The organism is Streptomyces sp. MMG1533 (assembly GCF_001279775.1).
Taxonomy (GTDB): domain Bacteria; phylum Actinomycetota; class Actinomycetes; order Streptomycetales; family Streptomycetaceae; genus Streptomyces.
This window is the reverse complement of the sequence record NZ_LGDG01000234.1, coordinates 13,656-28,302: the sequence shown is the minus strand read 5'-3', so window position 1 is coordinate 28,302 and position 14,647 is coordinate 13,656. Positions and strand designations below refer to the sequence as shown.

11 protein-coding genes are annotated in these 14,647 nt (G+C 65.8%); 6 read left to right on the top strand and 5 right to left on the bottom strand.

Annotation, left to right across the window (positions count from 1 at the left end):
- Nucleotides 1–63 precede the first annotated feature (63 nt).
- Both ADK57_RS29780 and ADK57_RS29775 read left to right on the top strand, forming a co-directional pair.
- Nucleotides 64–399: an ArsR/SmtB family transcription factor gene (locus ADK57_RS29780; RefSeq protein ID WP_053752710.1), complete on the top strand. Its 336-nt coding sequence runs from the start codon at nt 64–66 to the stop codon at nt 397–399.
- Between the two features lies 1 nt (nt 400).
- On the top strand, nt 401–1,102 hold the full coding sequence (locus ADK57_RS29775; RefSeq protein WP_053752709.1) for a cation transporter: 702 nt from the start codon (nt 401–403) through the stop codon (nt 1,100–1,102).
- Between the two features lie 130 nt (nt 1,103–1,232).
- Here ADK57_RS29775 and ADK57_RS29770 read toward each other — a convergent pair whose 3' ends face one another.
- Together ADK57_RS29770 and ADK57_RS29765 are read right to left on the bottom strand one after the other, a co-directional pair.
- Nucleotides 1,233–1,535 (bottom strand): hypothetical protein, encoded by a 303-nt coding sequence (locus ADK57_RS29770; RefSeq protein ID WP_053752708.1) that lies wholly within the window; start codon nt 1,533–1,535, stop codon nt 1,233–1,235.
- 154 nt (nt 1,536–1,689) lie between these two features.
- A complete protein-coding gene (locus ADK57_RS29765; RefSeq protein WP_053752707.1) occupies nt 1,690–2,547 on the bottom strand; it encodes an aldo/keto reductase in 858 nt (285 codons plus the stop codon).
- A 74-nt stretch (nt 2,548–2,621) separates the two neighbouring features.
- On the opposite strand from ADK57_RS29765, the gene ADK57_RS29760 reads away from it, so the two are divergent.
- Nucleotides 2,622–3,275 (top strand): response regulator transcription factor, encoded by a 654-nt coding sequence (locus ADK57_RS29760; RefSeq protein WP_053752706.1) that lies wholly within the window; start codon nt 2,622–2,624, stop codon nt 3,273–3,275.
- A 208-nt stretch (nt 3,276–3,483) separates the two neighbouring features.
- Here the strand turns inward: ADK57_RS29760 and fxsT are convergent, their stop codons facing one another.
- Together fxsT and ADK57_RS29750 are read right to left on the bottom strand one after the other, a co-directional pair.
- On the bottom strand, nt 3,484–6,192 hold the full coding sequence (gene fxsT / locus ADK57_RS29755) for an FxSxx-COOH system tetratricopeptide repeat protein (protein ID WP_267890785.1): 2,709 nt from the start codon (nt 6,190–6,192) through the stop codon (nt 3,484–3,486).
- Between the two features lie 473 nt (nt 6,193–6,665).
- Nucleotides 6,666–7,181 carry a putative immunity protein gene (locus ADK57_RS29750; protein ID WP_053752704.1) on the bottom strand — a complete coding sequence of 172 codons (516 nt, stop codon included), beginning with the start codon at nt 7,179–7,181 and terminating at the stop codon, nt 6,666–6,668.
- Nucleotides 7,182–7,725: 544 nt separating this feature from the next.
- On the opposite strand from ADK57_RS29750, the gene ADK57_RS50120 reads away from it, so the two are divergent.
- From ADK57_RS50120 to ADK57_RS29740, 3 genes are all read left to right on the top strand, one after another.
- A complete protein-coding gene (locus ADK57_RS50120) occupies nt 7,726–8,085 on the top strand; it encodes a hypothetical protein (protein WP_159050173.1) in 360 nt (119 codons plus the stop codon).
- A 1,044-nt stretch (nt 8,086–9,129) separates the two neighbouring features.
- The gene (locus ADK57_RS50115; protein ID WP_159050172.1) at nt 9,130–11,847 is read left to right on the top strand and encodes a tetratricopeptide repeat protein; all 2,718 of its coding nucleotides are present in this window, start codon (nt 9,130–9,132) and stop codon (nt 11,845–11,847) included.
- An 849-nt stretch (nt 11,848–12,696) separates the two neighbouring features.
- Nucleotides 12,697–13,230: an NUDIX hydrolase gene (locus ADK57_RS29740; RefSeq protein WP_053752702.1), complete on the top strand. Its 534-nt coding sequence runs from the start codon at nt 12,697–12,699 to the stop codon at nt 13,228–13,230.
- Here the strand turns inward: ADK57_RS29740 and ADK57_RS29735 are convergent.
- On the bottom strand, nt 13,208–14,548 hold the full coding sequence (locus ADK57_RS29735; RefSeq protein ID WP_053752701.1) for a helix-turn-helix domain-containing protein: 1,341 nt from the start codon (nt 14,546–14,548) through the stop codon (nt 13,208–13,210). The two genes, ADK57_RS29740 and ADK57_RS29735, sit on opposite strands and share 23 nt — an antisense overlap.
- Between the last annotated feature and the right edge of the window lie 99 nt (nt 14,549–14,647).

Here is a 14,647-nt window from a genome sequence, read left to right as displayed (position 1 = left end):
GCCCGCACCCCTTCCTGATTATCCATGGTTTCCTGGATCCAGGATTACGTGTACTTTCGTGGGGTGCTGACTGTTGCTTCCGACATCGAGGTGCTGGCCCGCTTCGGCCGCGCCCTGGCCGACCCGATCCGCTGCCGCCTTCTGCTGGCCCTGCGCGAGGCCCCCGCCTACCCGTCCGATCTCGCCGACGCCCTGGGCATCTCCCGCACCCGCCTGTCGAACCACCTGACCTGTCTGCGGGACTGCGGCCTGGTCGTCACCGTCCCCGAGGGCCGCCGCACCCGCTACGAACTCGCCGACGAACGCCTCGGCCACGCCCTCGACGACCTGCGCACCGCCGTCCTCGCGGTCGAGACCGACCGCACCTGCCCCGACGCCGAGGAGAAGGGCTGCTGCTGAGATGACCGCCCTGTCCCTCGGCCCGTCCCCGGCCCGCCGAGACCTACTGGCGAAGCGCATACGACTGCTGGTCGCGGCGACCATCACCTACAACGTGATCGAGGCAGCCGTCGCCCTCACCGCCGGCACCCTGGCCTCCTCCACCGCTTTGATCGGCTTCGGCCTCGACTCGGTCATCGAGGTCTCCTCCGCGGCCGCCGTCGCCTGGCAGTTCTCCGCCACCGACCACACGGTCCGCGAAGCCCGCGAGAAGACCACCCTGCGGATCATCGCCGTCTCCTTCTTCGCCCTCGCCGCCTACGTCACCATCGACGCCATCCGCGCACTGACCGGCACCGGCGAAGCCCGCCCCTCCACCCCCGGCATCGTGATCGCCGCCCTGTCCCTGCTGGTCATGCCGTTCCTGTCCGCCGCCCAACGCAGGGCCGGACGCGAACTCGGCTCCGCCTCGGCCGTAGCGGACTCCAAGCAGACCCTCCTGTGCACGTACCTCTCCGCCGCGCTCCTCGTCGGCCTGCTCGCCAACGCCCTCTTCGGCTGGACGTGGGCCGACCCGATCGCCGCCCTCGTCATCGCCGTCGTCGCCGCCAAGGAAGGCAACGACGCCTGGCAGGGCAAGGGTTGCTGCGCCACCACGGCGGTGCCCTCCGCCGACGACGGTCCGGACTCGTGCGGATGCCGACCCGGCTGCGACTGCTGCTGAACGTCGTACGACGTGGACGGCCGGGGCAACTCTCCAGGCGGCTCCTGCACAACGCTGAAGCCCGCCGCTGACGTCAGATAGGGCCGCGGACGTCAGCCAGCGCCTCGGGCGTCAGGCAGCGCCGCTGACGTCAGGCAGCGCCGCTGACGCCCGGGGCCACAAATCGCCTGTGGAGCGGGAAGAACTGGGGCTGAGGGTCGCTCTTCACGCCCAGCTCGCCCTTGAGCACGGGCTCGATCCTGGTGGCGATGAAGCGGCCGAAGTGTTCCTCCGACTCCCAGATGTCGAGCACATGGAAACCGTCGGCGGCGAACCACGCCACGTGCATCACGCACCCGTCCGGAGTGTCCGTTTCCCAGCTCACCCTCTCGCGCACCGCGTCGTACAACTCGGGCGTGATCTCGGGCCAGACAAAGGTCATCACGACTGCCATGAAGGTGCCTCTCCATCGTCTCGGCGCGACGCGACGCGACGCGACGCGGCACGCGTTGCGCGGGCGGCGCACGACGACGCTAAGCAGGTCGTGCCGGACAGGCACCTCGGGGCGGGCATTCGTGCAACCCGATCTGCAGGAGCGGTCCCTCGCGTCAGGTGAGGTCGGCGAGGTCCTCTCGCGTGAGGGCGATCGACCCGACGGCAGTGTTCTCCTCCAGGTGCGCGAGAGAGCCGGTGCCGGGGATGGCCAGGGTGACGGGGGATGAGGCAAGCAGCCAGGCCAGGGCGATCTGCGGGACCGTGGCGTCATGCCGTTCCGCGACCTTGGCGATACGGTCACCGGTGAGGTCGCTCAGGCCGCCGCCCAGCGGGAAGAACGGCACATAGGCGATGCCGGCCTCCTCGCAGGCGGCAAGGACCTCCGTGTCATCGCGCTTGTCGGCGTGGAAGTGGTTCTGAACGGCCGAGACAGGCGCGATCGCCCGGGCCTCGGCGAGATGGCCGGAGCCGACGTTGCTCAGGCCCAGGTGCCGGATCAGGCCCTCCTCACGCATCGCGGCCAGCGCCTCGAAGCGTTCGGCGACGGACTCGCCCTGCGGCGGCGGATCGATGCCACCGATGCGCAGATAGACCAGGTCGAGGCGATCCACACCGAGGGTTTCGAGGTTCTCTTCGACCAGCCCTCGCAGGGCCGCGGCATCGGTGGTCGCGGCCAGGCCGCCGTCCGGGGTGCGAACCGGACCGACCTTGGTGGCGATGACCAGGCCGGCCGGATAGGGATGCAGGGTCTCCCGAATCAGGGCGTTGGCACGAACACTGCCGTCGCCGCTGGCGTAGAAGGCCGCGGTGTCGATGTGGTTGATGCCGAGCTCGACGGCACGGTGCAGGACGGCGCGACCCGTCTCGGGGTCGCGGGCCGGGCCGTGGAAGCTGTTCGTGGGCAGGCGCATGGCGCCGAAGCCGATCCGGTTGATCAGAAGGTCGCCACCGAGGTGGAAGTCATCGCTCATGAACCCAGCCTGACCGGCGGGGCGTTCGGGCCGCGAACCCGTGGCAGCTTGTTGCCATCGGGCAGAATGGAGACGTGGCAGAGATCGTGACGATCCGCGGCGACCTGGAACTCCTCGCTCGCACCGAGCACCTGTTCTCCTCGGTCCGCGAGGAGTTCATCTGCGCCGCCCGCGATCTCAACACCTGGCCCGACCCCGGCGCCCGGCAGGCCGTCCGCGGCCGGATGCCCACCGGCGGCACGCACCGGATCCGCAAGCTGCTCAGCCCGGCCGCGCTGGCCGACGAAGGCAGCCGCGACCACCTGAGCGAGCTCGCCGGCATGGGCGCCCACGTGCGGATCGCCGCCACCGCCCTCCCCCACGAAACGATCATCATCGACCGCCGGTTCGCCATCCTCGCCGGCGCGAACGCCCCCGGCGGCCGCGAGTACACGGTGACCACCGCCCCCACCCTGGTCGGCTCAGTGCACGCGCTCTTCGAGGCCGCCTGGGAAACCGCCACCGACCTCAAAGCCTTCCTCCGCGGTGAGCAGCCCCAACTCGACGCCGAGAGCCGCACGGTCCTACGCACCCTGGGCTCGGGCGCCACCGACGAGACAGCCGCCCGGCAACTCGGCATGTCCCTGCGCACCTACCGCCGCCGGGTCGCCGAACTGCTCGACGCCCTCGACGCGGGTTCGCGGTTCCAGGCGGGGGTGCGCGCGGGTGAACTGGGCCTGAGCGGCTGAGAATGCCGACTCAGGTCCTCAGCTTGGAACGCGAGAGGCGCCGGATCTCTGGAATTCGCCGGAACCCTCCGGGGCCTCGCCCCTGTGTGCACTCGGCTGGATTCGAACCTGCGGCCTTCTGATCCGAAGCTGTATGCGGATCGGGCGGTGACGGTCATGTTGGTCGCTCTGCAGCCTCTGGAGGAGGTCGGTGGTCGGGGGCGGTTGCTCAGTTTGCCGTACGTGGTTGCCGTACATCTCGGAGAGTGTCGGCGGTGCGCAGGGTGTCGGGGTGGTCGTCGCCGAGGACCCGCCGCATCCGGGCCAGGATCTCCTCGCGCAGCGCCCGGGCCTCGTCCGTCTGTCCCAGATCCACCAGTCGGTTGGAGAGGTGGCCGGCGGTGTTCAGGGTGTGGGGGTGATCGTCGCCGAGGACCCGCCGCATCCGGGCCAGGATCTCCTCGCCCAGCGCCCGGGCCTCGTCCGTCTGCCCCATCTCCGCCAGACGGATAGCGAGGTTGCTGGCGGTGTTCAGGGTGTCGGGGTGGTCGTCGCCGAGGACCCGCCGCATCCGGGCCAGGATCTCCTCGCCCGCGGCCCGGGCCTCTTCCGTCTGCCCCATCTCCGCCAGACGGTTGGCGAGGTGGCTGACGGTGTTCAAGGTGTGGGGGTGATCATCGCCGAGGACCCGCTGCTGCCGGGCCAGGGTGTCCTCGGCCAGGGCCCGGGCCTGTTCCGTCAGCCCCAGATCCGCCAGACAACTGGCCAGGTGGCTGGCGGTGATCAGGGTGTGGGGGTGATCATCGCCGAGGACCCGCTGCTGCCGGGCAAGGGTGTCCTCGGCCACGGTCCGGGCCTGTTCCGTCAGTCCCATCTCCGCCAGACAACTGGCCAGGTGGCTGGCGGTGTTCAAGGTGTGGGGGTGATCGTCGCCGAGGACCCGCTGCTGCCGGGCAAGGGTGTCCTCGGCCAGGGCCCGGGCCTGTTCCGTCAGCCCCAGATCCGCCAGACAACTGGCGAGATTGGAGGCGCTGTTCAGGGTGTCGGGGTGATCATCGCCGAGGACCCGCCGCTTCCGGGCCAGGATGTCCTCGTCCAAGGCGCGGGCGCGGCTGTGGTTCTGGGTGCTGCCAAGGGCGCGGGACAGGATGACCGCCGCCACCATGCTGTCGTGGTGGTCAGGGCCGAGCCGGCTGGTCCAGGTGCGGTGGAGGTCTTCCACGCGTGGCAGGACGGTGCGGGCATTGCCCCGTTCCATCAGGTGCCAGCAGGCCAGGCTGGCCGCGTACCGGGCTTGGCTGTTGATCAGTTCGCTGGGGGCAATGGCGAGGAGATGGGGCAGGACGTCGAGCCAGCGCGGCCAGGTCGCGGGATCGGATGCGTCGCCGGGGTAGGCGGCGGCCAGGAGGAGGCTGGCGTCGCCCGCGGCGCGGGCGTGCTGGGCGGGGGTGAGCTGGTCGCGCAGGATGGCCTGAGTCAGCCGGTGCAACTGGAACGTGCCGCCCACCACGCGCGCCAGTCCGAACCGGTCCACAACCGTCAGCACCCGCCGCACGGCACGGGTGTCGGACAACATCCCCGCCATCGAGGAACTGTTGGCGCCATCAACGCCTGCCGCTCCGGCCGGAGTGCAGGCGTGCAGGGGGAAAGGCTCGGGTGCCAGCAGCGCGCACGCCCGCAGCAGATCGGCCGCGTAGGGGTCCTGGCCGGCCAGGCGTTGCATGTTCACCCTGACCTGCGCGGCCAGCGAGTGGGGATAGTCGGGCGGGGTTCCGTCCTCGGTCGCCTCGCTGGCGTTGCGTTCCAGCAGCGCCAGGTACTGGTCCGGGGTGAAGGCGGTCAGTGTCTCGGCGGCCTGCACCAGTGCCAGGGGCAGATCATCCAGCGCGGCGGCCAGCCGGTCCGCGTCCCCCTCGCTCAAGGACCGGGTGCGGTCTTGCAACAGGGCGACGGACTCCGCTCGGGCCAGCACAGCAACATCGACCGGGGCAGCGACCCGGTGCCAGCGCGGATTGCGCGAGGTGATCAGCACATGGCCGGACGCCGCCGGGAGATACCCGGCCAGCGCGGCGGGGTCCTCGGCATTGTCGAAGATCAGCAGCCACCGTGCCCGGGTACGCAGCTCCACGCCCAGCGCCGCCACCGCCTCCGCCTGTGGGGTGTCCGGGCGGGCGCAGCCGGTGGCCACCGCCAGGGCGGCCAGCTGCTCGGGGATCAGGGCGGTGTCCTCCGCCCGCACCCACCAGGCCAGTTCGTACTCGCCGCTGAACCGGTAGGCGTACTCGATGGCCAGCTGGGTCTTGCCCACCCCGCCCCAGCCGTTCAAGGCCAGCACCGCCACCTGGCGCGTGTCGGCGAGCCGGGTGCGGACCTCGACCAGCAGCTCGTCCCGCCCGGTGAAGCCGGCATTACGGGACGGGAGATTCCACACCCGCGGCAGACTGCCCGGCAACCGCGGCCCCGTTCCCCCCACCTGCCGTAACCGCCCCACCCCACCGTTCCCAGGGAAACCGGGAGGACTGTGCGGGGCACCCGGCGGGCCCTGCACCGCCCGCAGCAGCACCCCCCGGGCCTGCTCCTCCTCCAGCCCGAACAACTCCGGTGCCAGCAGCGGCTTCACGATCGGCGGAACGGAGACGGCCTCGATCCGCACCGGCACCCACTTCTCCCGCGCCGCCAGCACCGCGGTCCACTCCTCGGTCGTGAACCGGGCCGTGTCGAAATACGCCTCGGAGAACAGGGCCACCATCCGACCTTGCTCCAGGGCCTGGTTCATCCGCAGGACGAAGTTCTCCCCCGCCCCCCAGTGCCACACATCCAGCTCGACCTCATACCCGGCATCCTGCAACTGCCAGGCCACCCACTCCGCCCACGCACGATCCGCACCCGCATGCGAGACAAACAATCTTTCCCCGCCGACAGCGCCCCCGACGCTCACCCGCACACCCCCGTACTCGTCCCCCGACGAGGCTAGAACGGCATCACCCGCTCCGTCCCCGACTCACGTCGAAACCACGACACATGACCAACCCGGAGCCGGGCCCCTATGCATGCAGAGCGTGCGAGCACACTGCAGAACATCAGCTAGGGAAGCTGGGGTACTCAGGGCTTTGCTGCACCGTTGGCCTGCTGAAACACAGCCTCCGGTGCCAGACGGCGTGCCGTCTCTCTCACCGTGATTCGCCGCTTGGCGGCGATGGTTGCCGCCAAGCTCTGAACTACTGGCGTCCGGGTCTGGGGCGCGGGAGGGACCCGGCCCACGGTTCTCGGACATCGGCTCATCATGGCGAGCACGACGGCAGCTGTCGAGGAACGTTCCCTGCCTGTACGGCCCTGTGCTCGCCGCCTGGTGGGGTCCGCCCGGGGGCATTCAACTGCGTTCATGGGCGGTGCCGGCGCCCCGACGTGCGCTCAGCAGTCAAACACCGACCAGCAGATGTCGTTCCGCAACCGCTGGTCGTCAAGTACGAGCTCGCGAATCGCCTCCGGGAGCTGGTCACGCTGCCACTGGCACTCGAGTCGCCCTGCGGCCTCGCCCTCGCGTTCCGGTGCGGCAGCACGTGCGGCCTTGATCGCATAGGCGGCCGCACCGAGCTCGTGCGCGGCGACGTGTGCGACGACCCCGGCCTGGCCGGCGGCGTACGCGGCATGCCGTGCTGCCCCACGCAGGTCTCTGGCCGCACCCATTGCATGACCCCCCGCCGCGCGAGCCTGGGTCATCTTGACCTCGCCACGCACCCAGGCGCGGGCATGCTCGATCGCTTGACGCGGCCGTGGGTCCTCAGGCTGAGCCGACTCGAAGAGGTCAAGGACGTGCTCCGCGCAAGATGCCGCCCAGAGAGCCAGGAGATGGTGATCCGAATCAGTGAGGGTCCCACCGCGGCGGATCGTCACGAAGCGAGGGTCCCGGACCTTCGGAAGGATCATGATCGGCACTCCTGATGCTTGCATCCGCCCAACACCCGAGGGCGCACACACGCGCAAGGCACGCCCCCCAAGCAAAGCCTGCAAACCCGATGGTCGATCCGCAAGGCTCGTCGGGTCCTTCCGGTCAAACGCCCGGTGTGCCCCACCGGCCACCACCACTCTCCCCGAGCTTCCATCCCCTCCACCGTCGCCCCACACCCCATGAAGCGCGGGCGTGGTTCCGGGCGTCAGACGGAGCGCACCACAAGTACGAACGACCAGTCACCACCCACGTGCCCACGGCCGGGGACGGCGCCCCCTCCATTGGTCAGGCAAATGGAAGCCACGAGTGGGTCCCTGGGTCGCGCATCCGAGGGCGTTGTCAGACGCTTAGGCCATGAGCGAACCCACCCCCGGGCAGACGCCCCGTCCCGATCCGTCTCAACAGCCCTGGGGGCAAGGCGCGCAGCAGCGACAGCCGGGGGGAGGATGGCAGTCACCACCCAGTGGCGGACCACCCTATGGGGCAGCACCGCCGAAGAAGAAGAGACGGAAGTGGCCATGGGTGCTGCTCGTGCTGGTCCTGTTGGTAGCGGGCGGGTGCGTGGCCATCGTCGCCGGCATCTCGCACGAAGCATCGAAGACGGTCGAGGTGGAGTACGCGGTCACCGGCAACGCACGAGACGTGACCATCGCGTACTCCGTCTGGAACGACGACGGCATCTCGACAAGATCCGAAACCGTCAAGACATTGCCATGGCGGAAGGTCGTGAAAACGAAGGGCTTCACGAAAGGCGGATCGCTCCTCATCAGCCTCAGCGGGTCGGGAGGCACCGCCACCTGTTCCGTGACCGTGGACCACGACACCCCTAAGACGTCCACCGCCTCGGGGCCGTCAGCCGCTGCTTCCTGCTCCGGCTTCTGAGGATGCTGCGACGACGTTGGCGTCACGCACACATGTCAAAGGCCCCCGAGATGATCTCGGGGGCCTTTGACATGCTGTGCACTCGGCAGGATTCGAACCTGCAACCTTCTGATCCGTAGGATCGGGCAGGCCGCCAGGCGAGAGGTTGACGGCCTCTGAGTTCGATCGTCCAGGGCAGCCAACGTGCGCGTCCGTGTGCCGCCGTTGCCGTCAGAACTGCCGTCAAATCTAGACTTCGGTGCCCCCGTCGAGGGCCCCACCTGTCTGGCCCCGGCAAAGACCCCAGCAGCCTCGACTACACCAGCCTCAGGCGGCGAACCGACCGGAGCACTCCTGTGAGTTACGACTTTCTCTGCTGATTCAAGGCGGCTCGCTCCGCGTGCCGCGCGCGGCCCGGCCCCGGCCGGGCCTGCGCTCCTGTCTCCGCCCCGCTCCAACCCGGCCGGGGGCCGGGCCGCGCGCATGTGGATTATCCGAGAACCGTGAGCAGAGCACCGCACGAGCGGCCCCGGCCAGAACGATGCCTCCGGCGGGGGATCGGCCGGCACCGGGATGGAAGGGGCGCCGTACCAGCCTGCGGGTCTATAGGGGCGTACGTGGGGTGCTTCCATCCCGTACGCCATCGCCCCAGGCAGAGCCGAGCAGACGCGGTTCATGGTGTGTGGGTCGACGGCGTACGGGATGGAAGCTGGGGGAGTAGTGGCTCAGGTGGGGAAGGACTACCTACAGACAGGCGGGCAACGTCAGTTGGAGCCGGTACGCACCTGCGACGGAAATAGCTAACAGAGAGACGCGGGCCGGTCAAACGCGAGAGCATGGCAGAGGTCCATCTTCTCGAAACCAGGGATGGGGGTATGGATGGCAGGGCAAGCACTCTCTAGGCAAGAACTGATTCGACTTCGGCGACGGACCGCGCTGATCGGCCGCCGCAACGAGGAGAACGTCTTCAGGAACGCGTTGAGGCAATCGCCAGCCGAAGCCACGCAATTCCTTTTCCACATTCGCGGACCTGCTGGCGTAGGTAAGTCCACCCTAGTAAGGCAAATGGACTCACTGGCACGCGAGACAAATGCCATCACCGCTTACATCGACGAATCGGCGACAGATGTAGTCGAGGTCATGGAGGCTATAAGTTCCCAATTCGCATCCCAGGGATTTGAACTAAAAGGGCTTGAGAAGATGCTGACAACCTATCGTCAGCGTCGTCACGAAGTTTATTCGGCCGCGGGGACCCCGAATATGGGCTCTGAGACTCTAGGGGCCGGGCAACCAGGCGATCAACAGAATCCAACTCCGTCAAGCATGATTGGTTCACAACTTGCCTTGGCTGGTTTGGGCATGATACCCGGAGTGGGTGCATTCGCTGGAATTCTTGATCCCAGCCAAGTCGCATTGGGTACCGATCGAATCAAATCACTCCTAAGCGCTCGATTGCGCAACCACGAGGACGTTGAACTGGTCGCAACGCCAGTACAGGTCCTAACGCCTTCATTTCTCCGAGGATTGACCGAAATTTCAGAGCGCAGGCCGTGGTTGGTGCTCTTTTTTGACACCTATGAACGAATCGGACCATCGCTCGATTTCTGGCTCCGAGACATTCTGGTCAGTGAGCGTTATGGGCGCATGCCAGCCAACGTTCTAATTGTCTTGGCTGGACAATCAGAGCTCAACCCCAACTGCTGGGGGGATTGGCTCGACCTAGTAACTGTGCTCCCACTTGACGTCTTTAGCGAGACAGAAGCACGCCTATTGATAGCCGCCAGAGGTGTATCCGACGAAAGGGTAGTCGAAGTTATCCTTCAACTCTCAGGAAAACTTCCTGTACTTGTTTCAACGCTGGCTGAAGCACGTCCAGTCAGCGTTGCGGATGTGGATGACCCCAGCGGCACTGCTGTTGAGCGGTTCCTAAAATGGGAGAGAAACACGACTCGACGAGCAGCCGCGCTCTCCTGCGCTCTGCCGCAGGAGATCGATGAGGACATCTACCAGACCATAGTCTCAGCCGAAGCCCGCGGAGAGTTCGATTGGCTTCAGTCAATGCCGTTCTTCATAAATCGCGCGGGCCGCGGTCACTACCATGAAGTCGTACGCTCGGCAATGCTTCGACTGCAGCGGCAGCAATCGCCTCGCAGGTGGAAAGACAGCCAAACCCGACTAGCGGAAGAGTTCGAGCGGCGGCGTGTTGAGCTAGAGAACTCCAGTACGAAAAAAGACCGGTGGAACGATGAGCGATGGCGTAATTTTCGCCTCCAAGAGACGTATCATCGCCTGTGCGCGGACCACCATGCCGAGTTGCCTGACACGCTGCGGGAAATACTTGATGCCAGCGAGAATCACATCGCGATCTTGCGTCGGTGGGCTCAAAATCTGACCAGGGCAGGCACTGATGCGGGTTCCACAGAGGTGCTTCGCTGGGGCCTGGAGCTCTCGAAGTCGCTTGAAGAAGACGAACCCAAAGTGGCCGCGCTCACACTGCTGCTGAATCGCGGAAATCTACCTCCATCGGAAAAATCTTTTGCCTATACTCTCCGCGCCAAAGAATACCTCAGCAATTCTGATTATCAGCGAGCCCTGAACGACTGCAATGCCTCTCTTGCGCTAGAATCGACATTGCCCGCCCACTACATTCGCGCTGAATCGAACCGAGCAATGGAGGCATACATCGAAGCATTGTCTGACTTCAATCGGGCTCTTGAAATTGACTCAGCCTTCGTCCCAGCCATAAGAGGGCGTGGCCTCACGTATCTCGCCATGAGGAAGCACGATGAGGCAATTGCAGAATTCACCCGCGCCGTTGAAATCAGCGACGACCCTCGTAATCTCGCCCATCGCGGTGACGCGCTCAGGATTGCTAAACGATACGAGGAAGCGCTGATTGACTTCAACCGTGCAATAATAACCGCCCCGAATTACGCATGGGCTATCGAAAATCGCGCCCAAACTTTCGCCAATATGGGCCTGTTTGACAAAGCACTGGCCGATTACAACCGCGCCGTCGAGCTTCGTCCCAACTATTCCTGGACTCTCGCAGCTCGCGGTCGACTCTTGGAAGACATGGAGGAACACCAACGCGCATTCGATGACTTTAACCGGGCTATCGAAATCGGCCCCAACGATACATTCGCCTTGATTGGCCGCTCAGAACTTCACCTCAGAAGGGGGCAATTCGAGGAATCGCTTGCCGATGCGAGTCGCGCTCTTCAGACTGACTCGAAGGATGGTTTCGCATTCACTAATCGCGGCAACATTTATCGCATCCTGGGGCGGCTTGAGGAAGCCTTAGAGGACGTCAATCAAGCTATTGAAATTAACCCCCGAGATACCTTCGCTCGCGGCATTCGAGGTTCCATCAAACGCGTGCAGGGGCAATACTTGGAATCCCTGAGTGACCTCAATTCTTCCATTGCAATAAATCCTGACAGTATGTGGGTCAACTACGAGAGATCCATCGCTCTTTACGCACTTGACAATTCCGAATGGGAGGCATCCGCGTCAAGAACGCTGAACATTTGCGCTTCCCCTCAAGTTAATAAGCCAACTGAAATAGCCCGCGTAGGGATACTTGTTCTCACCTATTGCCTATACTCGCAGTGGATGCGGGCTGATGAACATCTATCTTGCTTTCTTGATTTGAACCCTCGACGAGGGGATCGGGCAGAACTTCTAGTCGAGCTGAATAGCCTACAGCCATTGATGCTGCCAGGGAATGAACACCTGTCATCTATGAGTAATCGATTGGAACGTGCCATGCGGGAGCAATGAGTGTCTAACTACGTGACCCCGCCGACGGACGGCGGCGAACATTGCGGCCCTGGCCCCTCACTCTGGTCGACGACAGACCCGACAGCGTGGCTGAGGCCGGTGGGGTGCAGCGAGGCATACGCGTGCGTGGTCGGCCGGCGCACCCGCTGTCGTGGCTGGCTGTCGTCGGCTGAGGTTCGTGCCACTGTCGTGCCATATGCAGGGGGCAGCCACGGTCAACGGGGGTGACTCGCGGTCGAGTTTTCGGCAGCCTGACCAGGTATCGAAGCCCCAGCTCAGCGGCACAGTCCCCCATCCTCTCTCCTAAAGTGGTTGTCCAGCCCGGTCACGGAGTCCGCGACCCGCTGGAACTCCTCGACCGGGATGGCCTCCAGCGGATCGTCTTCTGGCCCTGGGAGAAGTGGTTCCCCGAGTCCGGACCTGCTGCTAGCACGGCACGGAAGCGGCCCATTCGCACTGGGCCGCTTCCGTGTATCTACACAATAAGCAGGTCAGCGTGGGCCGCGGCGCTACAACAGCCAGAGGGCACCGCACCAAAAACGCACCAGATCGAGCGGGGAACAGCGGGGAATCATGGTGAAAGCAGCCGGGCCCGGTGAGGGCCCATCCCGACCGTTCACGCAGGTCAGCGCCTGAACCGGTCGCCAATGATCGCAGCTCCCCAATCTGCGGTTCGACACCCCCCTCTGCCACCGCTCCCTGGTTTCTCCCGGCTCTGGGCCACTCCAGCTGGAAGGCCCGCGGGTCACTCAGAGGGCATCTCGTCAGCATGACGCGAAAAGCGTCGAACTTGCGCCCTCTTCTGGATCGGTCTGAGACCCTGGAGTCCGATCGAGAGGGGCCGCAGGTATGGAGTGGAAGACCCACGGTGAGCGACAGATCTACACCAACCCTTGGGTGAATCTGTGTCTGGTCGACGTCCAGCAGCCTGACGGGCGCAGGTGGGAGTACCACGTCGTTCGCCTGCGGCACCTGGCCGTGGCCGCCGTGGTCAACGACCGCCAGGAGGTGCTGATGATGTGGCGGCACCGCTTCATCACGGACTCCTGGGCCTGGGAGTTGCCCATGGGCCTGGTCGAGGAGGGCGAGTCTCCCGAGGAGGCGGCTGCCCGTGAAGTCCTGGAGGAGACGGGCTGGCGGCCTGGGCCCATCAAGCCCCTGATCTACGCCGAGCCGGCCAACGGGATCACGGACTCGCAGCACCACGTCTTCCGTGCGGACGGCGCGAGTTACGACGGTCCGCCCACGGAGAAGAACGAGTCCGACCGCATCGAGTGGATTCCGCTCAGCGAAGTGCGAGGGATGATCGACCGCCGGGAGATCGTGAGCAGCGGATCCCTCGTCGGCCTCTTGTACCTGCTCATGGATGAAGCGATCCACTGACCGGTGGGAGGAGTTCCCGTAGCCGCGCCTCGAAGGCCAGGGCTACGGGCTCCTGCCTGTGTGGGGCCAACTGGTCGTAGAACTCTCTGAGGTGGCCTGACACTCGCTCCGAAGCCACCGCCGATGCGGGCTCCAGAGCTTGCGTGGCGGTGTGGCACGCCTGGTCAAGCTTGCCTTGGTCGAGCTGCGTACGAGCCAGCCAGAAGGCGTGAAACGCGCGGCCTCGCTGATTGTTGCGGGCTTCCCGGCGCAAGGCATCCACGATCAACGGTTCAGCGGTCGCTGCCTCGCCCAGTCGGCCGTGGGCAATGCCGGTATCCACTATGAGCTTCGGCTCGTCGAAGTAGGCCACCCACGACGGGTCCGGGTCGCTCACCTGGATCTGCTCGAACTGCCGATGCGCTTCAGTGATCGCCCGGTGAGTGGACGTCTGGCTGCCGAGCGTGGCATGGGCGAAGGCTTCCCGCATGGACAGCATCGACAGGACCCGTGCGGTGGTGTCGGGGGCCGAGCGAGCCTGGTCCTGGGCGGCGGTCACGAGTGCCAGAGAGTCTGCGGGCTTGTCCTGGTAGGTCGCCTGCAAGCTCATACAGGCGAGGACGTTGGCCATGAACTGGCGGTCGTCGATGGTCTTGGCGAGTTGCAGGGCCTCGGTGAAGTAGGCGCGGGCCTGGTTGTACTGGCGGGCGTCGAAGTAGGTCCAGCCGGTGAGGCGAGCGAGTTCGGCAGCGATCCCGTACAGGCCGTTCTGGATGGCCGGGGGTCGACTTTCCTTCAGGAGTCCGACCACATAACGAAGTTGACCGACGACGGCTGGCCTGAGTGCCTCGCCGCCGTGCTGGTCGTCTCGTCGCCAGTAGTCCTCGATGGAGGACCGGAATGCCTCAAGTGTTGCTGCGCTGAGGTTGGTCCGCGTGGTCAGCGCAAGGATGCTGTCCACGTCGGGCCCCGATAGGGACGCAGGGGCGAGCTGTTCCGGCTCCGCCGCTTGGGGAGCCTCCCGCTCGGTGACGACGAGAGCCTGAGGCGTCTCCCATGGGCGCCGGGCAAGCCCGAGCATGTGCCCTGGAATGCGCAAGCCGTCGGCGATGCGCTCGACGACGTCCATGTGCAGCAACTGGCGGCGGCCCGCGATCACTTCGCCGACGCGGCTCGGCGTCAGCTCGCATCGCCTTGCGACCATCGACGGGTAGATGCCCGCTCTGGTCTTCACCAGCCGGAAGACTCTGCCGAAGTCCCGTACCCGGCAGGCATTGATCATCTCGGGATCGGTGAGCAGCCGGGCAGGCAGTTCCTGCGGCCGGTCGGCGTCGGGCATTGGGCAAGCTCCCAAACTGCGAGGGCTACGCAACGTCGCGGATTCTCTACTTGCCGCGATGTTACCCAAGTTGGGTAATCAGCCTGACCTTTTGGCGGG

Excerpts from the sequence above, each read along its gene's own strand:
- ADK57_RS29765 (WP_053752707.1), bottom strand. The coding sequence starts at position 2,547 with ATGAGCGATGACTTCCACCTCGGTGGCGACCTTCTGATCAACCGGATC.
- ADK57_RS29740 (WP_053752702.1), top strand. The coding sequence starts at position 12,697 with ATGGAGTGGAAGACCCACGGTGAGCGACAGATCTACACCAACCCTTGG.
- ADK57_RS29735 (WP_053752701.1), bottom strand. The coding sequence starts at position 14,548 with ATGCCCGACGCCGACCGGCCGCAGGAACTGCCTGCCCGGCTGCTCACC.
- ADK57_RS50115 (WP_159050172.1), top strand. The coding sequence starts at position 9,130 with ATGGACTCACTGGCACGCGAGACAAATGCCATCACCGCTTACATCGAC.
- ADK57_RS29775 (WP_053752709.1), top strand. The coding sequence starts at position 401 with ATGACCGCCCTGTCCCTCGGCCCGTCCCCGGCCCGCCGAGACCTACTG.
- ADK57_RS29770 (WP_053752708.1), bottom strand. The coding sequence starts at position 1,535 with ATGGCAGTCGTGATGACCTTTGTCTGGCCCGAGATCACGCCCGAGTTG.
- ADK57_RS29750 (WP_053752704.1), bottom strand. The coding sequence starts at position 7,181 with ATGATCCTTCCGAAGGTCCGGGACCCTCGCTTCGTGACGATCCGCCGC.